25 protein-coding genes and 1 pseudogene are annotated in these 21,460 nt (G+C 55.3%); 23 read left to right on the forward strand and 3 right to left on the reverse strand.

Translation table 11 applies throughout. The features are described 5' to 3' along the window. The first annotated feature begins 3 nt into the window (after positions 1–3). The 7 genes from EXE41_RS01230 to EXE41_RS01260 all read left to right on the forward strand — a co-directional run bounded on the left by EXE41_RS01230 (position 4) and on the right by EXE41_RS01260 (position 8,410). Positions 4–939 carry a glycosyltransferase gene (locus tag EXE41_RS01230; RefSeq protein ID WP_206750858.1) on the forward strand — a complete coding sequence of 312 codons (936 nt, stop codon included), beginning with the start codon at positions 4–6 and terminating at the stop codon, positions 937–939. Between the two features lie 224 nt (positions 940–1,163). Continuing rightward, complete coding sequence (locus EXE41_RS01235; protein ID WP_137690086.1) at positions 1,164–2,585, forward strand: hypothetical protein; 1,422 nt, start codon at positions 1,164–1,166, stop codon at positions 2,583–2,585. Positions 2,586–2,750: 165 nt separating this feature from the next. Further along, complete coding sequence (locus tag EXE41_RS01240) at positions 2,751–3,869, forward strand: glycosyltransferase family 4 protein (protein WP_241987179.1); 1,119 nt, start codon at positions 2,751–2,753, stop codon at positions 3,867–3,869. Between the two features lie 40 nt (positions 3,870–3,909). Continuing rightward, entirely contained in the window at positions 3,910–5,013 is a 1,104-nt protein-coding gene (gene wecB, locus EXE41_RS01245; protein ID WP_137690088.1) for a non-hydrolyzing UDP-N-acetylglucosamine 2-epimerase, read from the forward strand. 28 nt (positions 5,014–5,041) lie between these two features. After that, on the forward strand, positions 5,042–5,959 hold the full coding sequence (locus EXE41_RS01250; RefSeq protein ID WP_137690089.1) for an NAD(P)-dependent oxidoreductase: 918 nt from the start codon (positions 5,042–5,044) through the stop codon (positions 5,957–5,959). Further along, positions 5,949–7,205, forward strand: a complete 1,257-nt coding sequence (locus tag EXE41_RS01255) for a nucleotide sugar dehydrogenase (protein ID WP_137690090.1) — start codon at positions 5,949–5,951, stop codon at positions 7,203–7,205. The genes EXE41_RS01250 and EXE41_RS01255 overlap by 11 nt, the downstream gene beginning before the upstream one ends. A gap of 50 nt (positions 7,206–7,255) precedes the next feature. Then, on the forward strand, positions 7,256–8,410 hold the full coding sequence (locus EXE41_RS01260; protein WP_158294382.1) for a glycosyltransferase family 4 protein: 1,155 nt from the start codon (positions 7,256–7,258) through the stop codon (positions 8,408–8,410). 15 nt (positions 8,411–8,425) lie between these two features. Here EXE41_RS01260 and EXE41_RS01265 read toward each other — a convergent pair whose 3' ends face one another. Next, positions 8,426–8,731 carry a MarR family transcriptional regulator gene (locus EXE41_RS01265; protein WP_137690092.1) on the reverse strand — a complete coding sequence of 102 codons (306 nt, stop codon included), beginning with the start codon at positions 8,729–8,731 and terminating at the stop codon, positions 8,426–8,428. 383 nt (positions 8,732–9,114) lie between these two features. Here EXE41_RS01265 and EXE41_RS01270 point away from each other — a divergent pair, with 383 nt between their 5' ends. The 8 genes from EXE41_RS01270 (at position 9,115) to EXE41_RS01310 (ending at position 15,461) form a co-directional block, all read left to right on the forward strand. After that, positions 9,115–9,414: a PadR family transcriptional regulator gene (locus EXE41_RS01270; protein ID WP_137690093.1), complete on the forward strand. Its 300-nt coding sequence runs from the start codon at positions 9,115–9,117 to the stop codon at positions 9,412–9,414. Next, complete coding sequence (locus tag EXE41_RS01275) at positions 9,411–9,887, forward strand: hypothetical protein (RefSeq protein WP_137690094.1); 477 nt, start codon at positions 9,411–9,413, stop codon at positions 9,885–9,887. Before EXE41_RS01270 ends, EXE41_RS01275 begins: the two co-directional genes overlap by 4 nt. A gap of 47 nt (positions 9,888–9,934) precedes the next feature. Continuing rightward, the gene (locus tag EXE41_RS01280; protein ID WP_137690095.1) at positions 9,935–12,799 is read left to right on the forward strand and encodes a plasmid replication protein RepH; all 2,865 of its coding nucleotides are present in this window, start codon (positions 9,935–9,937) and stop codon (positions 12,797–12,799) included. After that, a complete protein-coding gene (locus tag EXE41_RS01285; RefSeq protein ID WP_137690096.1) occupies positions 12,796–13,053 on the forward strand; it encodes a hypothetical protein in 258 nt (85 codons plus the stop codon). Before EXE41_RS01280 ends, EXE41_RS01285 begins: the two co-directional genes overlap by 4 nt. Then, the gene (locus tag EXE41_RS01290; RefSeq protein ID WP_137690097.1) at positions 13,046–13,699 is read left to right on the forward strand and encodes a restriction endonuclease; all 654 of its coding nucleotides are present in this window, start codon (positions 13,046–13,048) and stop codon (positions 13,697–13,699) included. Before EXE41_RS01285 ends, EXE41_RS01290 begins: the two co-directional genes overlap by 8 nt. Positions 13,700–13,835: 136 nt before the next feature. After that, complete coding sequence (locus tag EXE41_RS01295; RefSeq protein WP_086215490.1) at positions 13,836–14,105, forward strand: AbrB/MazE/SpoVT family DNA-binding domain-containing protein; 270 nt, start codon at positions 13,836–13,838, stop codon at positions 14,103–14,105. 9 nt (positions 14,106–14,114) lie between these two features. Next, positions 14,115–14,594 (forward strand): PIN domain-containing protein, encoded by a 480-nt coding sequence (locus EXE41_RS01300; RefSeq protein WP_086215489.1) that lies wholly within the window; start codon positions 14,115–14,117, stop codon positions 14,592–14,594. 534 nt (positions 14,595–15,128) lie between these two features. Further along, on the forward strand, positions 15,129–15,461 hold the full coding sequence (locus EXE41_RS01310; RefSeq protein WP_137690098.1) for a ribbon-helix-helix domain-containing protein: 333 nt from the start codon (positions 15,129–15,131) through the stop codon (positions 15,459–15,461). A gap of 493 nt (positions 15,462–15,954) precedes the next feature. Here the strand turns inward: EXE41_RS01310 and EXE41_RS01320 are convergent, their stop codons facing one another. Further along, on the reverse strand, positions 15,955–16,245 hold the full coding sequence (locus EXE41_RS01320; protein WP_049933382.1) for a nucleotidyltransferase family protein: 291 nt from the start codon (positions 16,243–16,245) through the stop codon (positions 15,955–15,957). Between the two features lie 278 nt (positions 16,246–16,523). Here EXE41_RS01320 and EXE41_RS18980 point away from each other — a divergent pair, with 278 nt between their 5' ends. From EXE41_RS18980 to EXE41_RS01370, 8 genes are all read left to right on the forward strand, one after another. Further along, positions 16,524–16,784 carry a hypothetical protein gene (locus tag EXE41_RS18980; protein ID WP_158294383.1) on the forward strand — a complete coding sequence of 87 codons (261 nt, stop codon included), beginning with the start codon at positions 16,524–16,526 and terminating at the stop codon, positions 16,782–16,784. A 128-nt stretch (positions 16,785–16,912) separates the two neighbouring features. Next, positions 16,913–17,413 carry a BlaI/MecI/CopY family transcriptional regulator gene (locus EXE41_RS01330; RefSeq protein WP_137690100.1) on the forward strand — a complete coding sequence of 167 codons (501 nt, stop codon included), beginning with the start codon at positions 16,913–16,915 and terminating at the stop codon, positions 17,411–17,413. A gap of 30 nt (positions 17,414–17,443) precedes the next feature. After that, a complete protein-coding gene (locus EXE41_RS19995) occupies positions 17,444–17,791 on the forward strand; it encodes a type II toxin-antitoxin system PemK/MazF family toxin (RefSeq protein ID WP_137690101.1) in 348 nt (115 codons plus the stop codon). Between the two features lie 38 nt (positions 17,792–17,829). Continuing rightward, positions 17,830–18,438 (forward strand): restriction endonuclease, encoded by a 609-nt coding sequence (locus tag EXE41_RS18985; RefSeq protein WP_158294384.1) that lies wholly within the window; start codon positions 17,830–17,832, stop codon positions 18,436–18,438. 68 nt (positions 18,439–18,506) lie between these two features. Then, complete coding sequence (locus EXE41_RS01350) at positions 18,507–19,046, forward strand: ArsR family transcriptional regulator (RefSeq protein WP_241987176.1); 540 nt, start codon at positions 18,507–18,509, stop codon at positions 19,044–19,046. Between the two features lie 5 nt (positions 19,047–19,051). Further along, a complete protein-coding gene (locus tag EXE41_RS01355) occupies positions 19,052–19,543 on the forward strand; it encodes a hypothetical protein (protein ID WP_137690102.1) in 492 nt (163 codons plus the stop codon). A gap of 529 nt (positions 19,544–20,072) precedes the next feature. Next, positions 20,073–20,573: a nucleotidyltransferase domain-containing protein gene (locus tag EXE41_RS01365; protein WP_241987177.1), complete on the forward strand. Its 501-nt coding sequence runs from the start codon at positions 20,073–20,075 to the stop codon at positions 20,571–20,573. Continuing rightward, positions 20,560–21,069 carry a hypothetical protein gene (locus EXE41_RS01370; protein ID WP_137690104.1) on the forward strand — a complete coding sequence of 170 codons (510 nt, stop codon included), beginning with the start codon at positions 20,560–20,562 and terminating at the stop codon, positions 21,067–21,069. The genes EXE41_RS01365 and EXE41_RS01370 overlap by 14 nt, the downstream gene beginning before the upstream one ends. A 295-nt stretch (positions 21,070–21,364) precedes the next feature. Here EXE41_RS01370 and EXE41_RS01375 read toward each other — a convergent pair. Continuing rightward, positions 21,365–21,460: pseudogene (locus tag EXE41_RS01375) on the reverse strand (IS1595 family transposase); the annotation flags it as partial.

Raw genomic sequence — 21,460 nt, forward strand, 5'->3', positions numbered from 1 at the left:
AAGGTGGCAGTCATTCTCCCTGTGTATAATGGCGAAGAGGAAGTCCGTCCCGCAATTAATTCATTGATTGAGCAGACGACTAGGCCCACAGAGATCCTCTTAGTGAATGACGGATCAACTGATAATACAGCGGAGATTTTGAGTGAATACGAACGTCAGTACTCTACGGTACAAGTCCTAACTCACGAGACGAACAAGGGATTACCTACCGCGTTAAATACGGCAATTGAGGCGACAGGTAAGCCGTATATTGCGAGGCAGGACGCGGACGATCGATCTTTACCAAATCGGATCGAAGAGCAGTATCGGTACATGAAGGAAAATCCCTCAGTAGACATTACTGGAACAGCTGCTGACGTAGTCGATGGAGAGGGGAATACGACAGGTACGATCTATCCGCCTCAAGATCCGCCTTCGGGTATTCAAGAACAGAATCCATTTGTTCACGGGTCAGTTATGATGCGCCGGGAGGCGGTGGAAGACGTTGGTGGGTATAATCCGCTATTCAAAAATTCGCAAGACTACGATCTGTGGGTTCGATTGGATCGAGCGGGGTATAGACTTGGATCAATACAATCTGTATTATACTGTCTCAAACGGGAAGAGGGATACATCTCGATTGAACAGCGCCAACAGCGAGTTTTGTATGGACTCGTCGCAAGAGCTGAGCCAGACAAGAAAGAGGAATATCGCGAAATAATCCAGAATCAGGGGATAAGAAGTGTGTATGGCTATTTGAATGCGAAAGAGAAGGCGATATACAATCGGCAATCTGCGGAGATTTGTATCAAACAGAATTCGTGGATGGCTGCCATTCGCGAGATCACTCCAGTAATCAGAAATGATCCGCTCTCCGTACGGACGATTATTTTTCTATTGCTTTGTCTGTTTCCACCTCTATTGAGCCGCCAAATACTCAAAAAGTTTCAATCATTTTGATATATTTTGTATACAGTTTTAAATAACTCAGATATGCTCAGAACTATTTTTGATACTCATGCGAGAAATATAACCGTATACAGATTTAGTTATTTGAATTATATAGAACCGCGAAAATATAACAATTTAGTTTTCTTCAAAATACTCAATAAAGACATAGTTAGCTATACAAAAGATAACAGTATACTTTTTACTTTTGAGACTAACCCTCGATATCAGTAAGAATGGAAAAGAATTCACGACGTAATATGTTTGTGAAAATCAATCGAGATGAGGTCATTATCTCTGTAAGTTTTCTAATTGGATTCTTTTTGTATGTCTTATTCCGCATTAGTACAGGTTTGAGTTATCCATCTATTATTTTTAGTACTACTATTCTGATTTGTTCTCAAGCAGTTGTTATGCGTCGATTTGGTATGGTATCACCAGCTTCGCTTTTTCAACTTCTTATGGTATTTCCAGGTTTAACACCGTTCTTAGCCAAATACATCATACAAGTACCAAATCTCACAATTAAAGCAATAGGTTATGAGAGTTCAGAATTGATTCGGAGAACCTTGTTTTTTGTTGCCATATTTTGTTCGGCATTTACAGCGGTCTTATTTACTCTTAATAATATGAACACAAAACGAGACGGTAGAAAGTTAATCTATTTTTATCCACAGACACTATCATTCATAGGAATATCCGGAGTCAATCTTGTCTCGGCATATTTGACTACCCCAGGACCAACAATATTAACGGCAAGTTACGCAACAATACTGAATAACTCGTATTCGTGGGCGAGTTTCGCTGGGTCCTTGTACTTGGGATCTTGGGTAGTATTGTACTTAGTCGCTCGCGAATCAAATTCACGCTACTACCGTAGTTTTCTTTTAGTTACAGCAATCGGAGCGGCTTGGTTGCTTCTTCATTCACGCCGTATTGAAAGCCTCGGTGTACTTGTTGTCACTTTCATGGATTGGTATTACAACGTATCGGAGTCAGATAACAAAATGAAAATAATATCTATTATATCATTTGCTCTACTCGGAATCATGTCTACCCTAATTGGACAAATTCGTTCAAGCACGGCAGATATTGGGGACTTACTCAATATATTTATTGGAATGAATGGGAATACTTCCTACCTCAGACTACCAGGCAGTGCACACAATGTGTTTGGAACATTTTTGGTGACGGTCGATCTCGCTGGAGATGAAGTATCCTATCTGCTTGGAAGGTCCTTTTTATACTACCCAATTCAAGCGATACCGGGTGTATTTTACTCAGTAATAGGAATTCAACGTATTCCATTGTTTGAATCTTATCGTGCCATGTATCCGTATTATAATGGCGGAGCATATTTTAACGTATTTTATGCGAACTTTGGGATGATCGGGATTCTCGTTGGGGCAGTGACGCTAGGTCTCGTCACATGGTGGGCACAAAGGCAGCTCTTGAGCTCTCGAACCAATATAAAAACAGGTATCGCAGCAGTGTTTGTTGCTGGTTGTTTTCGAGCTATGTGGTATACTCCACTTAATTGGGCAGACTTTTTTCTAGGATTTGTAGTAACTGTGTTTCTGTATATTTTTCTCACGAATATTGAACGTATAATGAAGTCACTTTTAATAAATGAATCAGATGTTATGAACGGGGTTTGATATATAATAATATTTCATACAGGTCTAATCACTAATTCTGGAAGCCACCGTTTATCGAAGCCATTCTAAAGAAATATTACCCTAGACTAGAAACTAGACTACAATTGATAACAATATATGACTGAATTAGATCTCAAAGTATTATCCACATTCACAGATCCGCGGATGGGTGGACCACAGCGCCGTTCTCTCGATGTCGCACACCGACTCAGAGACCGTGGGATTGAAACAGTATTTTTGATACCAACCGGAGATAATAACTTCGCCGACACAGCGACGAACATGGAGTTCGAAACTCATCAAATCACTCTCTCACGACTTCGACCACCTGCGAATTTGCGGGGTAACATTCGATTCTTCGCAGATTTTATTCCGACAGTTCAGCAAATCTCTGCGCTCATTAGAGAACATAATATTGACGCTGTTCACGCAAATATGGTCGTTAATTTTCAAACAATACTTGCAGCTACAAGAACTGAAACTCCAGTAGCATGGCATTTCAACGATACGCTTACACCATCGCCGGTTAAGCAAATTTCGGCCAATATGGGGGAACAGTGGGCAGATAAAATCGTTGTCGCAGCAGACGCTGTCCACGATTACTATTTTGATTCAAAAACGGCTTCTCAGACGATATACGCCCCGGTAGATGTCGATCAGTTTGATCCCGAGCAGATCAATCCTGACGAGGCATCACTACGGTCGGAGCTTGGGTTGCGCCCGAATATTCCAGTCGTCGGGACAGTTGGTAACATCAACCCGATTAAAGGTCATAAGTACCTTCTTCAAGCAATCGCGGAACTCGTCAGCGATGATCGGGAGGTCGTCGTTCCCGTCGTCGGTGCTCAACTTGATTCACGTGAGCAGTACTTTGAAGAACTTCGTGATCTTCGTGCTAAACTCGATCTTGAGGACACAATTGAGTTCGTCGGCTTCCGATCGGAGATCCCAGAACTATTGTCGCTGTTTGATATATTTGTCCTCCCGTCTATCGCGGAGGCGTGCCCGATAGTCGTTCTCGAAGCGATGGCGATGGAGTGCCCTGTCGTCGCAACCGATGTTGGCGGCGTTCCTGAGCAGATACCGGACAGCGACCATGGGTGGATTGTACCTCCCAAAGACAGCGACGCACTCGCACAGGCGATCGCAGCGGCACTCGACGACCCCGAGGAGTGTCGTCGTCGGGCGGCGAATGGGCGTGAACGCGTCGAATCCATGTTTTCTTTAGAGGCCTGCGTCGACCGCCACGAAGGGCTCTATCGCTCTCTCGTCGAGGAAACCTGAACGACAAGGGATTTGTTCTCCGTCTCCGATGAGAGAGCTAGTGAGCGATACACGAATTGCGATCGTCCTCGGAACGCGACCGGAGATTATTAAACTGTCACCGATTCTCCGCGTCTGTGACCGGCGTGACGTTCCGTATACGCTAGTTCATACCGGACAACACTACTCCGACGAACTCGATAGCGTCTTTTTCGAACGCTTAGGCCTCCCGGAACCCGATTATCATCTCGGCGTCGGATCGGGCACTCACGGTGAGCAAACGGCCGAGATGCTGACGGGGATCGAAGAAACCGTTATTGACGAGAGCATCGACGTCGTCTTAGTACAAGGCGATACCAACTCCGTTCTCGCTGGTGCGATCGCAACGAGCAAACTCGATGCGGAACTCGGACACATCGAAGCGGGGCTCCGGAGCTTCGATCGCGGGATGCCCGAGGAGATCAACCGGATTCTCACCGATCACGCTGGCGATCATCTGTTCGCCCCGACGGAGGAGAGCGCCGACTTGCTCAGAGACGAAGGGATCGATGAATCGCGTATTCACGTGACGGGAAACACCATCGTGGATGCGGTCGAGGCGAATCGATCCCTCGCTGCTGAGAAGAGTACCGTTCTAAACGAGTGTGATCTCGCTATTGGCGGGTTCATCCTCATGACGGCGCACCGGGCCGAGAACGTCGACGATCGCGATCGACTCGTCAGTATCCTCACCGGAATCGATCGCATCGCGTCGGAACTCGATCAACCGGTCGTCTACCCGATCCATCCGCGAACTCGCGAACGGATAGAGGAATTCGATGTTACTGTCCCAGACACAATTCGACTCATCGAACCGCTCGATTTCCTCGACTTCTTACGACTCGAGGATACGGCATCCCTCGTCGTCACCGATTCGGGCGGCGTCCAGGAGGAGACGTGTATCCTCCAAACACCGTGTGTCACGGTTCGGGATTCGACCGAGCGCCCCGAGACGGTCTCAGTCGGGGCAAACACCGTCGTCGGCACGACACCAAGTGATATTGTCGAAGGAGCCCGAACACAATTGAGTAAACCGACGGACTGGGACGCTCCGTTCGGTGACGGGAACGCCGCGGAACGGATCCTCGATATCGTCCTGTCATCTTACACGGAAAACAAAAGATAGTCGTACGCCCGCCGCGTCGTCGCCGATAATGGCGACAATTCTGGTTACCGGTGGCTTGGGAAGTGTCGGGTCCCCGCTCGTCGACGAGCTCGAAGCGCGCGGCCACGACGTCTGGGTCGCGGACCTCCCGTGGTCGGAACGCGAGAAGTACTATCGATGCGACGTCGGCGAATACCGGCAGTTAGCCCGGATATTCGAGGACCGCGAGTTCGACTTCGTCTATCACCTCGCCGCCGAGTTCGGCCGGATGAACGGCGAGAACTTCTACGAGACGATGTGGCGGTCGAACGCCACTGGGACGAAGCACATGCTTCGGCTTCAGCAGGAACACGGGTTCAAGATGATCTTCTCCTCCAGCAGTGAGGTGTACGGGGATTACGACGGCGTGATGGAGGAGTCCGTTCCCCACGAAAAGAGCATTCGACAGCTCAACGACTACGCCATCTCGAAGTGGGTGAACGAACAGCAGATCATGAACTCGGCGGACCGACACGGGACAGAGACCGTCCGAGTCCGCCTGTTCAACACGTACGGCCCGGGCGAGAAGTACAGCGAGTACCGCAGCGTCGTCGCGAAGTTCTGTTACCGGGCGCTCCACGACGAGCCGTATCACGTGTACGAAGACCATCACCGGTCGTTCACCTACGTCGGCGACACCGTCACCACGCTCGCAAACATCGTCGACAACTTCATCGCGGGAGAGGTCTACAACATCGCGAACACCGAGTATCACGGCATTAAGGAATTGTCGGACCTGATCCTCGACTACCTCGACAAGGACGACAGCAAGGTTGAGTACCGCGGCACTGAGGAACACAACACGCTGAACAAGCGGGCGAGCGTCGAGCGGGCGAAACAAGATCTCGATCACGACCCCCAGATGTCGCTCGAAAACGGGATTCCGAAAACGATCGAGTGGATGCGTGACTACTACGATGTCGAGTAAGAGCACGCAGCACGCTGCCATCGAGGAAGTCGTCGTTATCGGTACGGGCTTCATCGGGCTACCGCTCGCACTCGTGCTCGCGGAGGAGGGAACGAAGGTGTACGGCGTTGACATCGATGAAAACCTCGTCGAGGCGATCAACGACGCGTCGCTCAGACTGAACGACGGTGAGTTCCAGTCTCGACTTGAAAGCGAGGCTGTCCAAGCGAACCTAGAAGCGAGTACAGAGCCGAAAGGCGGCGACGCGTTCGTCATCTCCGTGCCGACACCGTTAGAGGAACCGTCGAAGAGCCCGGATCTCTCCTACGTCGAAGCTGCCGTCGAGTCGATCATTCCGCACCTCGAGGGTGGAGAGCTCATCAACATCGAATCGACGATCCCACCGCTCACGTGTGAAAACCATATCGTGCCACTACTGGAGGACGCCGGATTTGAACCAGGGGTTGATGTCCAGCTAGCCCACTCGCCGGAACGCATCCTCCCGGGCAACGTCTTCGAGGAGATCGTCGCTAATGACCGCGTCATCGGCGGCATCGACGAGGCGAGTGCGCGCCGCGCCGCGAAGATCTACGAGCCGTTTCTGGAAGGAGAAATCTATTTCACCGACCTCGTCTCCGCAGAGCTGTGTAAGCTGATGGAAAACACGTTTCGAGATGTCAACGTCGCGCTCGCCAACGAGTTCGCACTCATCGGTGAAGAGATGGATGTCGACATGCACCACGTCATCGACATCGCAAACAAGCATCCGCGTGTCGATATCCTCAAGCCGGGAATTGGGGTCGGTGGCCACTGCCTTCCCGTCGATCCGTGGTTTCTTAACGAAGTGGATCCGGAACACACAAATCTCATCACCACTGCGCGACGCATCAACGACAAGATGCCGGACGTGACCGCGAAAAAGATCCGGCGGGCTGTCGCGCACTACGACAACCCGAAGATCGTTGCGCTCGGTGCGGCGTACAAACCGAACACCGACGATCAGCGGAACAGTCCGGCACAGAAAATCGTCGAGTCGCTGTTGCTCGACGGGTATGACATCGTCCACTATGACCGTCATATCGAGGAGATGGAGTACGACGATCTTCAGTCGGTTCTCGATGGGGAACAACCAGACGTAGTCGTTCAGCTCGTACCGCACGACGACACCGTCAGTGAACTCAACGAGATTCAAAGCGAGTTCGACGAACGAGAGATTGAGCTGTTACAGTTCGGTGAATCACGGACGCCGTCGCTGCCGACTACATGACTGAATCAGCTCGAGCGCTCGTTATTTCACACTTTTTCCCACCGGAATCGATGGCGGGTGCGCATCGGTGGCAGCGGCTTATCGCGGAACTACCGGACGATATCGAGTGCCGTGTCTTGTGTCCGCCGCCAGCGTATCCGTACGGAGAGTTCGAACCGAGTTCTCAACCGATCGAGCGAGAGACAATTGAGGGGATACCAGTAACGCGCCTCTGGACCTATCAACCGCAGGCTGATAGTCGATCGGACCAATCGAATCTCGGCCGCATCCTGAACTACGTTGTCTTTTCGGTGTTGGCCTCGTTTTATGTACTCGCCAACTTCTGGCGCTACGACACTATTGTCACTGTTTCGGCGCCGCACACAACTTTCCTTCCCGGAGCGATTGGCAAGCTCCTCGGGTGTTCATGGGTCGTCGATATTTTTGATCTGTGGCTCGACAACGCGGCCGACATGGGATACGTCGAACCCGGAACTCTCGCGTATCGATACATTTGGGCGCTGGAATGGCTTGCGATCACGAAATCAGACGCTGTAACGGTGATTACAGAGACGATGGCGCAGTCGTATGTAAAGAAGTTCGGTGTATCGAGGGGACGGTTCACGCTTCTTCCGTTTGGTGTCGACAAAGAACTGTTCACACCGACTCCAGAGCAGACGGAATCAATGCGAGTTCTCTATATCGGGAATATGGGAGACGCACACGCGCTCCGACCATTCATTAAATCGTTTCAGCATCTCCCGTCCGAGTACACACTCGAGTTCATTGGTGATGGGAAGCGTCGAGACGAACTGGAAACACTCACCCGGGAACTAGGACTCACAGACCGGATCCATTTCGCGGGGTTCGTGGATCGAACGGAAGTAGCGGCTCGTCTTCAACGGTCTGCGTTGAGCGTGGTTCCGCTACAGGATGATCTCCAGCTCGATTACGCTCGCCCAAACAAGCTGCTTGAAAGTATGGCGGTGGGGACACCGTACGTAGCCAGTGATATCAGGGAGATCCGTCGCGTAACGAATGAATCAGGTGGTGGAGCGGTTGTATCAAATGATTCTGATGAGATCGCATCGACAATTCAGGATCTCATGTCAACACCAGAGGAACGGGAGAACATGGGTAATTCTGCTATTTCGTATATTGAGGAGCATCACCGCTGGCCCCTCCTTGGAGAACGCGTCAAGACGGTACTCCAGTCGGTTAGCTAGCACCACTACACAACCTCACGTTTCGCGAGAGTTATTGAGAGTATCTTCATCAGTCTCTTCGTCAACATACTGCCAATCTTCAGTGTCTAAACGACCTTTGAGATATGCCTCGCCGTCTTCGGTGATCATGTAGACACCATTTCCGAGGTGATTAATAAGGCCCTTCTCAGCCAGTATCTTACACCGACGATGGACCTGTACACGAGAGTATCGTATCGGCCCCTCTCTTTTCATTTTCGTCGGGGATCCGGATTCATTTTCGGATAGATATTCCAAGATGCGATCGTCCGCTGCAGACATCCATTCACCAGCATATCTCATACGTTACTTTGGAGGACCCATATTTAATAATGGTCCGGGTAGTTGACTATAACACTTCCAGTACATTAAAGTAACACTAGTACTAAACAGTAGCTACAGAGCCCAGTGACGAACCTTCGGCTCGTGAGAAAGTGTAGAAACCCCGGCCGCGGTGTTAGAGCACCCGGCCGGGACGGGTTCTGTGCCCGATCACAGAACCATGCTGATACTGGCAACTGCGGGGCTTAAGCCCTGCGAGACGACCGACGGATCGAACAGTACCAACCGCGGCTGTCACCGTTGTCCCAACCCAGCCGACGGCTACGACGCTACCTTCGACGGCCCACTCTGTCGCACGTGCGCTACGACACGCAGCGTCGACGAGAGCAGCCTAGAGGGCCACAATGAGTAGCCGCACCGTCTCACTTGCCGATCTCTCAGCCACCCACCGCGACCTCCTCTGGGTACTCTCACAAACTGGCCCCAGCGAGAGCGGCCCACTCCACCACGCGCTCATCGACTACTACACCGACGGCATCGACCACACCCGCGTCTGTACCGTCCTCGAGGAGCTCGTCGAACACGACTACGTCACCAAACAACCCACTGACTCCCAGTACCGACTCACCGAGTCGGGCCGCCGCGCACTCGCCGCGCGCCAGGCGTGGCAAGCTGACACCAACACGGAGGGCGGCCGCGAATGACGCGATCCGACGACCCCCACGCCGCAGCCCTCGCCCAACTCACCCGCATCGCACTCGACACCGCGGACCCAATCTGTCAAGTCTGCGGGCACCCCCTCCACGACGGCGACGATATCACTGCCTACGCCTACCGCGCGGCCGGCGAGCCCGCGTACGCGATCGGCTACATCATGTGCGGATCGGACAGCCACGAACACCCGACCGTCTTCACCCGCGGTGTTCGCGAGTACGTCCTCACGGGCCACATCGGGATCTGTTCGAACACCCGAACACAGTGCACAACGTTCGTCCTCCTCGATCCGACCCCGGTCGTCACGAGTCCGACGACGACCGCCGACCCACACGTCCACCCGGACGCCCCGACACCACGAGAGCCAACCCAACCGACACGCCAGGAGCCAACCCCACTGCTCACGGCGGTCCGAGACCACGCCCGCTCTGATGGTGGCTTACCACATGAGGGGTCGGAGTGATGCTGGCCGATCTGACCGCCCAGTCCACCCTCAGCAGGTGATCGGCTGTGCGAACACGCCAGCCCGCGGCCCGTAAGCGAGGGGTCCGACTCGTCAGCCACGCCACGGAGCGCTCCACCGCGGGGATAACCTGTCCAGGGGTCTCGCCCCGATTGACAGAGTGGATTCCGGAGCTCCTCGCCGACCTCCGACCCCACACCGAGCAAACCGTCCGCGAGTACGCCACCGCCGATCCGTGGCACGCGAGCTCCCAGCTCCTCGATAAAATCCTGCCAGCGTGGAAAGATACGGACACCCCCTGGACCGACGACGTCGCCGAAGCCGTCACGTACACCCGCGCGATCACGGCGCTCGCGCTCACCTATCGCGACGAACCCACGGGTACACGCAGCAAGTACCACCAACAGCGATACGCAGATCTCACCGACACCGCCACCAGCATCGGGACGGGCCGCGGCCCGGTCAACGCCGACCTCGGCGCGCTCGCGAACGGCCCGGTCGCACTCCATCGGGAACTCGAAGACCACCCCACCACACTCACGCTCCTGTTGGACGGCGACGCGTGGACCAGCCTCACGGACCGCCGCACGGGCGTTCGCGCGCTCGCGGCGATCGCCGTCCTCGCCGATGGGTTCGAGGTTAGACTCGTCGCCTCCCCCAGCGTCCAGCGACACCTCTCGAAGCGGTACCCGGACTGGAGTGAGTGTCACCTCGATCTTACTCTCAGCCGGGATCGGTCCCCCCACACCGACCACGCCACCCAAACTGTCGAGACCGCGTGGGAGGCCATCCGCGACCTCGACACCGAACCCGGGAAACGCCGGCTCCTCGGGAACCTCGACGCCGAACACGCCCGGAGCTACCGGGATCTCACCACCGACCACGCGATCGACGTCGCCGAGGGGACAGTCAGCCGATACGTCCTCGATCTCGAAGCCCGCGAGTTGGTCACTATCGACCGCCGTGGCAACCACAACACGGTCCAGCTCACCGACCTCGGCAAGCTGGCCGTCCAAGCGTGTCTCGACGACACGTATGAACTCGTCCATCCGGATCAGCGCCGGCTCGATGGGCGTCTTACTGCGACCCCTCAGCAATTCACAAGTACAGTGTCGCCCCGCCGAGAAGAAGAAAAGACACCCACCCCCGACGAGTGGGTGGCAACGACCGGCGATCCGGAGGGAGACGCCGAGTACGTCCAGTGGCTCACCGACCCGGAAAACCCCACAACCACCCGCCACGAACGATTCAGCACCGTCGCCCACGACGACGCCGTCACGCTCGTCGATGATCACCCACGCTCGTTCGACGACGGCCGCGTCGCATACCTCAGCCACGCCGACGATGAAACCCTCGTCTTCCTCCAGTGGGGCGGGCCCGTAGCCACCCTGGGACGTCTCGCGGGTGCCTTACTCAGCGAGAAGGCGCTCTCGACGATCCTCACTCCCTCCCGACTCGGCCGGGAGTTCGAGGCGATCGATGCGCCCAGCCAGGGGTATCCAACAGCCCGCATCCTCCGCCGTGGCCACCAAGTCGGCTGGTACAGCGACGACGAAACCACCTACGACGCGTGGCGCGAGCGAATCACAACGGTTCGAGACCGCCTCCTCGCACGGGTCGCCGAACTCACGCACAGCGACGACACCGGGGCCCGCAGCGACCTCCTCAAAGATCTCCACGGGCTGATCGCGTCAGCGACGCAGCTGTATCACGCGGTCGGTATCGACCTCACGACCACGCTGAGAGTGCCCGACACCGACGCTCTCGCACGCAACACCACCCAACTACAGAACCTCTGTGCGTTCCTCGCCAAAACCGCGCCCAAACAGTCCGTCTACGGGATCCATTCGGGCTACCGCATGCTGTTCGAAGACCGGCCCGCAAAGCTGTGCCGGCGACTTCCCGCCGACACGGACCACGACGCGAGGATGGATCTCACCATGTCGTGGGTAGTTGCCGGACCGACGATCACGGCACTCCGCGCTGAGATCACGACCGCCCTCTCAGCAGAACTCACAACGGTCCGCGAAGCGATCGCCGACGGCACCGAAGCCGCACCGACACTCGAAATCCCGGTCGTCGACGGGACGACCTACCCCGCCATCCGGCGGGTGATCGACGAGGTCGCGATGACCCATGACGTCCAGTGGACACCCCGCGAGCGCCAGCGGCTCGTGCGGCTGTGTCTACGCTCGTTCGGCCCGGCGGACACCCACACGGCGTGTCCGTACGACGTCGTGGTGAGCCTGCTGCGAGCGCTGAACGAGTCTCGAACGCCGACGCTAGCCGCGGTCGAGCGCGCAGCGGCCACGCTCCCAGCGGAGCGCTTCCGGCCCGGTCTCACGCCGACAGCCACGAAGCTGTACGCCACGCTTCTCAGAGCAGATCAGCCGCTCGGCCGCTCGGAGCTGATCGAGCAGGCAGACGTCTCCGCGAGCAGTTATGACCGTCGCCTGAGCGATGTTCGCGATCTCGACCGGGTCACGCCCGTCCAGCAAGGGGGCCACCGCCGGTGGGCCACGACAGACCCGACACCACACCAGAAGACGCCCCCGGTGACGGCGTGGCTCCCGGCAACCAGCGACCAGTCCGCGCCGCCGCTGGTGACGTATCGACAGTTAACCACACCCGCCGGGCCGAACACCCCGGCTCCCAACCGCACGGGAAGCGACGATCGCGGTCGGTGGGACAGCCGTCCACCGATCTCAATCTCCACCGAACCCGGCGGCGACGCCACTCTCACCATCCGTCCAATGACGACCACCAACACAAGCCGACAGCCGCACAGCGACGCCCACCAGCTCTCAGACGCCCGAGACCACCCAACCGACACTATGGAATCAACGCCACACCCGACGACAGCAGTCGCAACGCCACAAACAACGCTCCCCAGTGGGGGTGAACAGCAATGAGCGACCCAACACTCGATCTGGAGACCGCCATCAGATGCGATCGCCCGACAGCGACCGAGGGGACCATCCAGGTCAGCACCAGCAGCACTGACGTCACTGAGGGGTCGCGTGTCCTCCTCAGCTTCGGCGATGATCGCGAGGTCACCTACACCGTGCTCACGCCAGGCGAGGCCCAAACGATCGCAACAGCGCTCGAAGCGGCAGCCAAGCAGGTAGACGACGCCGACACGCTCGAGGACCCAACCGATGAGTGACGATATCACCGATTTCACAGACGAAATCGACACCGTCGGCACGCCCGACGACGCAGAACCGGACCATGATCCAACCAACGGCCGCTGGTTCGAAACCGAAGTCGCCGACACCCTCGAGGAGTGGGGGTACACCACCGCCCGCAACGAGCAGCTCTTCGGGCTCGAGACCGACGTCATCGCGCGCCGCGACGAGTTCCGTGGTGATCCCACGGATTTCCTCGTCGTCGAATGTAAAGACTGGCACACGACACCCGTCCAGCGTGATGCCGTCGAAGCGATCGCCCTCCGGGCTGCCCTCGCGAGAGCGATGCCTGTCCTCGCTATCGCTCGCCACGTGACCGCGGGCGCGTGGCAGTTAGCCCAACTACTCGACGTCCGGATCGTCACCGAACAGGACCTCTGGAACGATCGCCTCCGACCGTTGACCAAGTGCCGACCACCACGGGACACACTCTACGCGCGGCGGGAACCGTCCATTCGGGAGCTGCGCGACCGGTTGCCGCTCCTGCTCCATCGGAAAACCAGCCTTGACATTGAAGCGCCTGTATTCCATACTGCTGGCTACGGCCCATGTTACGTCCCTGATCGCGAGGGCAACACGACGTACGTCAACGCTCGCGATAGCGAGTACGAATTCACGGAGTGAACTGCCTCGGGGTCAGGCCCCGGGGCACTCTGCCTCGAACTCTGTAGAGGTTCCAGTGGGGAGAGCCGAATACTATCGGTCACGCGGCATAACAGTTTTATATATCAGTATAGTAGTGGGTATCAAGTGAGAAAAAATGGGAAACACATCAGTCGATGAAACCCACGGAAAGGAACTGACGCTCACGGTCGATGATAGAGGGCGCGTTACCCTCCCAAAAGACGTTCGGGAGCAGTTAGGAATCGAATCGAACGATGAGCTCCCAGCGACACTTGTTGGCTCCGTCCTTGAGGTCAACCCCAAGCCGAGTTCGAAATTAGAGCTCGCAACGGCTGGCCGAGATGACTGGACGCACACGACGCCAACCGATGCAGGAGAGACGCTCTTTGGACCGATAAATAAGTGATCGACACTGATGGCTGACTTACTTCCGACAGAAGTGACGGTACTCACGGACGTGAATATACTTGCGATCGGACTCACCGAAGATCATCCAGCACACGACCATGTGTATCCGTGGATTCAACAGGCCCTCGACGGGCCAAACGTCTTGCTGGTCTTTGACTACTATCCGCTTCGAGCACAGTATCTCATGACAAACAAGTTCGGGGTGGATGCTGTAACGGCCCGAAACGCAGTCCAATCGCTTGTTCGGAGCCCAGTACGGATTATTAGTGCGACTGAGACAACCCTGTTAGAAGCGTATGAGATCAGTGCTGAACAGAACCACGACGTGTATGATTCATTTATTATGGCGCTTGCGCGAGCATACAGTGCTGACTACCTGATCACGACTGATGATGATTTCAACGAGCTATGTGAGGGTGAGGACATTACCTATACGAACCCGATTCCAAGCGAAGAGCGAGAGAAACTGACGTTCATTCAGGGATGATCGCACGGCGGGACGAGTTCCGTGGAGACCCTGACGATTTCCTCGTCGTCGAGTGTAAAGACTGGCACCAAACCCCGGGCCAGCGGGACGCAGTCGAGACGATCGCACTCCGGGCTGCCCTCGCGCGAGCAATGCCCGTGCTGGCTGTCGCGCGCTGCGTCACTGAGAGTGCCTAGCAGTTAGCGCAATTGCTCGACGTGCGGATCGTCACTGTCGACGACCTCACCAAGAAGTCGCTCCCACTACTGACCGAACGTCGACTGCCACGGGGAACGTTCTGAACCCGCCGAGAGCTGTACGTGAGCGAACTCCGAGATTCTGTTCCGCCGCTGTTGGACCGACGGAGTGATCTCGACATCGGGGCGCCAGTATTCTCCGGGGCACGCCACGGCCCGTGTTACATGCCTGATCGGACGGGTAACGATGAGTACGTCGACGCTTGCGATACTGACTACGAGTTCGGATAGCAGCGAACGCTGATGACATCCCCATCGGTGCCATAGACTTATCTAATTGTAGTACGATGGTACTACCATGAAGTACGCAAGCGTCAGTGTCAAATTCCCGGTTGAGCTGGACGCTGAGATTAAGCGGTTCCTTGATGAGACGGGTATTTACACCAATAAAAGCGAGTTCATCAAGGAAGCCTGCCGGTCGCATCTTCGCGAACTGAATGACGACACAGCGATCACCGCCCTTCGACTAGAGCAACTGCTCGCGCAGGCTGAGCAGAGCCGCCAATCAGATGGTGATATCGACGCCGAGCTCACAGCACTTGGCAAGAAAGTCGATGTGGACGATCTTGAGCAGGCCGTCGACGAGGCTCGTGAAGAAACGGCCACACAAGTGTACAGATCTGATTCGTGAAAATCCTCGATACGAATCTGTGGGTATTTGGAACACTACAAACCAACGAACGGGCAGCAGAATTGCTCACAGCAATTGACCGCGGTGAGACAACATCGGCGATCAGTGCGTACATGCTCCAAGAGGCGTTAGCCGCATTCGATCGCACGAAGGGCCTCTCTGCGACAGAACGAGACGCTGTCAAAACCAATTTTGTGACGCGGCTCACCCGGATGACGGGCCTCATCGAAGCGCCATCAAGTCGTGATGCGAGCGATACGCTCCTTCGAGAACAACGGTCGGCGCCCACAGTACGAACACTGGCTCGCGTCTGTGGGGTCCAGCCGACAGACGTTCCAATCCTTGTATTAGCGTTTGAGCATCGTGACCGCCAACCAACTATTTTGACGAACGACGAGTCCTTCGCAGAATTTGAGCCGGCAGCACACTCACTTCCCGAGATCACGATCACGCACGTTTCCTAACGGTCGGATCACATAGTCCAAAACCGCTGTCATACGGTGACGAGATCGTCACGGACACGAGTCTCAATCCGTGGCTTCAACGAGTCTCTCGTCACGAGGTCGACCTCAATACCAAGCTCCTCCGTTAGTTCGTTTTCCAACCGAACGAGATCGAACAACGTTACAGGCTGCTCGAAGACGACGAGCACATCGAGATCGCTGTCAGACTGTTCTTCACCACGCGCATACGATCCGAAGATACCCAACTCGCTGATCGGATACTCCTGCTCAAGTTTCGGCTTGAGCTGCGCGAGTCGAGTTGAGATATCTTCGGTTGCCATAGGGTGTCTACGACTGCGCTGGGTAATTATGTTTTGGCAACAAGTGACTCTTTAAACTCGAAGCCGACGTGATCGCCCGCCGGGAATAGCTCCATGGCGAACCAACCGACCTTCTCATCGCCGAGTGGAAAGACTGGCACCAAGTCCCAGTTCAGCGGGACGCCGTCGAAGCAGTCGCGCTGCGGGCCGCACTCATGCGGGTAATGCCCGTCCTCGCTGTCTCCCGCCGCGTAACTGAGAGTGCGTGGCGGTTAGCCCAACTACTCGACGTTCGGATTATGACCGAGCAGGATCTCGACAAAGGCCAACTCCAGCCGCTGACCGAACGCCGGCCGCCGAGTGGAACGCTCAACGCGCGGCGAGAACCGCTCATCCAAGACGTGCGTGACCGGCTCCCGCTTCTGCTCTGCCGCCGGAGCGAACTGGATATCGAAGCCCCTGTCTTCCATCAGGTTGATCGCGGTCCATGTTACGTCCCCGATCGAGCGGGAAACGACGAGTACGTTAACGCCGCCGACAGCGACTACGAGTTCGGGTAGGTACGGTGGTAGAGGGGGTACACGACCGTTCGTAGGGTATCCTGAATATGCCTCCTTACGGTCACACAAATCTGACCACCATGATACTTATACATTACAAACGCATACAAACACATACAGTTGGACTCATGCCCATCGATCTTCGAAGACACGACCCGGACGACACGATCAATATCCGTCCGGGCACAAACAAAGCCGCAATCGTCAAACTCCTCTATCGGAATACGAACCTTGCGTACACGCCGGCAGAGATACAAAACGCACTTGATCTGCCGCGCGGCACCACGTCGACAACGCTATCTCGCCTCCATGATGACGGACTGATCGGAAAAACGAATGATGGTCTCTACCACGGACTTGAGCGACGGGATGATGTGAGGCGGTTCGCACGGAGCCTCGTTCAACTTGACGAGATGGCGGATCGGTACCCAGAGCCGGGCCTCACTCCAGATGACGTTGAACAAACTGGTGCGGGCGCACGAAGAGAGATCCCACGTGATCGCGCTGACACCGAAGAGGATCAGTCCGGGGAGGAACCAGCACCCGCGGACTGGGTCAACAGCACCGCTGCTCCTTCAACAACGGAGAGTAACACTGACGCTGACTCAGCGTCGAGTGAAAGAGAGTAACACGATGGGCTTAGACCACATACCCCTCACATGACGTACTACTACCCGCAGGGCAGTCTCGTGTTTGCTGCGGATCCAACCGGGGCACATAGCAATCCGCGCCCAGTAATCGTGATATCCGATGCTGATCGGCCGTACGTTGAGCAAGAAGCCACGGTTGTATGCCTGACCACGCAGGCCGAGTACTCATACGAAGTCACACAGTTGCCCGACGGCGTACTTGAAGGGGTGGAGCTGCGGAAGACGAGTTATGTGATGCCGTGGGCGATTTATACGATTCCACTATCGTCGATCCGAGATAATCTCCCGTCTGGGACCCTCACTGATGAGGGAATACAGCTTGTTGCGGATGTGATTGATCAGATGGTCCGACCATAGGTAACGACACCCCCGATTTCACGGCCGAAATTGACGCCGTGGGAACCCCCGATGGCGAGGATCCGGACCACGATCCGACCAACGGTCGCTGGCTCGAGACTCGGGTCGCCGAGACACTCGAGCAGTGGGGGTATAGAACAGCCCGCAACGAGTACTGTTTCGGGCTCGAAACCGACGTGATCGCCCGCCGGGACGAGCTCCGTGGTGATCCTGACGATTTCCTCGTCGTCGAGTGTAAAGACTGGCACCAAGTGCCGGTTCAGCGGGACGCCGTCGAAGCAGTCGCGCTGCGGGCCGCGCTCATGCGGGCAATGCCTGTCCTCGCTGTCGCGCGTCGCGTAACTGAGAGTGCGTGGCGGTTAGCCCAACTACTTGATGTCCGAATCATCACTGAGTCCGATTTGGAGAAGAGGCAGCTGCCGCCGCTCACTAAACGCCGGCCTCCGAGTGGAACGCTCAACGTGCGGCGAGAACCGCTCGTCCGAGACGTGCGTGACCGGCTCCCGCTTCTGCTTTGCCGCCGGAGCGGACTGGATATCGAAGCCCCTGTCTTCCACATAGCGGATCACGGTCCGTGTTACGTGCCGGATCGGACGGGTAACGACGAGTACGTCGACGCCCGCGACACTGACTACGACTTCGGGTAGGAGTGGTATTAGAGGCGATCTAAGAAACACACAATTATTTGTGTCTGTCGCATATAGATAAGACCAGTATGAATAACCCAAACAGAGAGGCGTGGAAAGACAGGTATAGCGGGCGTGAGCGGGTTCGAATGGTCGTTGAGACACTCGATGAACCCGCGACAGTCTCCGATATTGCAGAGGAAGCGGATGTCGCGTGGGGAACAGCAGATAGTGAACTAGAGACCCTTGTGGCAGGAAATAAAGCAGAAGAACACACCGTCGACGGACAGACGAGATATGCGCCAAACCCAGTACAGACGCTCATTGAGGAGGTACTTGACCTCATTAGCGAGAACTCTCGTGATGAACTCGAATCGACCCTTGTTGAACACACCGCTCAAGTCGAATCACTAGCGGAAAAATACGAAGTCGAGACCGCCTCCGAGCTGCGCAACAAGCTGGTTGAAGAAGACCTCACGACAGCGGAAATGCGTGCCATTCGGAATGCTGCTTCGACGTGGGAGGCTCTGGAGACAGAGACCCGTCTATTGAAACATGCACTACAACTCTACACAGATGTCACTCAGCTCTCTGATTCCGATAGCGACGGACACACTGCGATCGCCTGATATCGATGATCTTTCTCGCCAACAGAGACGGGCTCGATAATAAACGAATCCATCGGCGAATCAAGAACCGGCTCCAAAGTGATTCAGTATTCAGCTCCGTCCAACTTCGTGTCTCAACTCCTCGAGAGCCGGGGCCCTATCGAGTCACTGCGGAAACGGATCCAAAAGACTTCTTCGGGGATTCTAGCTACCCAATCGAACGTGTCCGACTTGAGATCGGTTTTGATGTAGAAGCTGGTACTGACGCTGACTACTACTGGATCAGCTGGATCGAACCCGAACGAAGTCTTCTGCTCGGCTGGCATCAAGATGACGACCATCCAGAACATGGAGAAGTCCACTTCCAACTGAACCAATCAGACAGCGTTACGCTTCGGGAAAGCGCAGAGTACATCGATAAGCATCCAATGGCAGTCGTCGAAGCACGATTGGATCAATTGCCGGATGTGATACATGCAGTAGTGTGGGAGAATGGAACGGCTACTGGCATCGAATAGTATTGACATCCTCCTCCGCATAACTGAACAGGATCTCGACAAAGGCCAACTCCGCCGCTGACCGAACGCCGGCCTCCGAGTGGAACGCTCCACGTACGGCGGGAACCGTTCATCCAAGACTTGCGTGACCGATTACCATTACTAGTCCACCGTCGAAGCGGCCTCGATATCGAAGCCCCTGTCTTCCACATAGCGGAGTACAGTCCGTGTTACGTGCCAGATCGAGCGGGGAACGACGAGTACGTCGACGCTCGCGACACTGACTACGAGTTCGGGTAGGAACGGGGGGAGAGCTGGGTAGCAAGTCGAGACATCAAGACTTTTCCATTATTGAACCGTCTGGCAAATCATGAGTGCTAAAACAGTTCAATCAGAAGGGACATATGTTCGGCTCCCCATTCCCCTTGGAGACCCCGACGCATTCCGATACGGAGCAACGGGTGATATCATACACCTCCTTGTTGATAATCCAGATCGGGAGTTCACAAACCGTGAGCTTCACCGAGTGACAGACCGAGGACTGAGTGGTGTGAACGCTGCCGTTGATGTTCTTGAAGCACTTGGCGTAGTTAGTGTCGACCGATCTGGCCGAGCAAATGGGGTTCAAATCGATCCGGCAATGCTCGTCAAAGCACACGATCCGATAACAACGATCCCACAAGCGGAGTACCACACACCAGTCAGAAAAATCGTCACGGAACTCACCGAACAACTTGGTCAAGAGATCGGTATCGTTCTGTTTGGCAGCGTGGCGCGAGGTACCGCTGATCGGACGAGCGATATTGATTTATTCGTTGTTGTCGATAAAAATCGAAGACAAGCCCAGCGGGAGGCGCACCGCATTGAACGTAAGATTGCCAACACGTCGATTGATGGCGATCGGTATGAGGCACACATTATCGTCGAACCCAGCACATCAGCAGGTACCCACGATCGGATCAGAGAGATACTCACCGAAGGATTGACCCTTCGCGACTCACCAGCGCTCAAGACGGTAAAACAGGAGGTGTTCCACAGTGGGTCTCAGTGAGGTTGTCGACGCTCTCGCGCGCGTTGAACGGCTCGTGGAAGACGGTGAAACAGGGCCGGCACAGGATTCGCTGTCTTGGCAACGAGGTGGTGACGATGCTGACATCCAGCTTGGGAAGGCATGTGCGATGCTAGGGACATGTCGACAACTTCGAGAGGGAACGAATAACTACGTTAGTATCGTTAAACTCTCATTCAACGCGATCGAGCGGTCATTTCAGTTTTACCTCGTCGACATGACAGCCGCAGAGTCGACAGATTATCGAAATCATGCTGAAGTGTTCGATGACATCGCCGCACGAAATATCTTCTCAGATGAGGGCATCGCGAGCCGGATCGACGCGTTCCGCTCCGAGCACCGTTCACGATTCTACTACGATATTGATCGACCTGGCCGAGACTTCGCAATGGCGATGTATGAGTTAGCAGAGAAGATACACCAATATCTTGTTGAATTCGCTGACGCACACTCGCGGTGTAGCTGCGAGATGTACTGATTTGAGGCGCCGGTATTCTCCGGGGCACGCCACGGCCCGTGTTACATGCCTGATCGGACGGGTAACGATGAGTACGTCGACGCTCGCGATACTGACTACGAGTTCGGATAGCAGCGAACGCTGATGACATCCCCATCAGTGCCATAGACTTATTTAACTGTAATACCATCGTACTACTATGAAGTACGCAAGTGTTAGTGTCAAATTCCCGGTTGAGCTGGACACTGAAATTGAGCGGTTCCTTGATGAGACGGGTATTTACACCAACGCTCTTGTGGCGTAGATTGTTGGTGAGTCATAGCGCAGTTTCGAGGATGGTTTTGAGCGCTTCTTTCCCCGGTTTGCGGAACACTTCTCGACGGAGCTGAAACGCTCGGATATACGGCGTGAG

This window comes from Halorubrum sp. SD690R (assembly GCF_005435035.1).
GTDB lineage: Archaea > Halobacteriota > Halobacteria > Halobacteriales > Haloferacaceae > Halorubrum > Halorubrum ezzemoulense.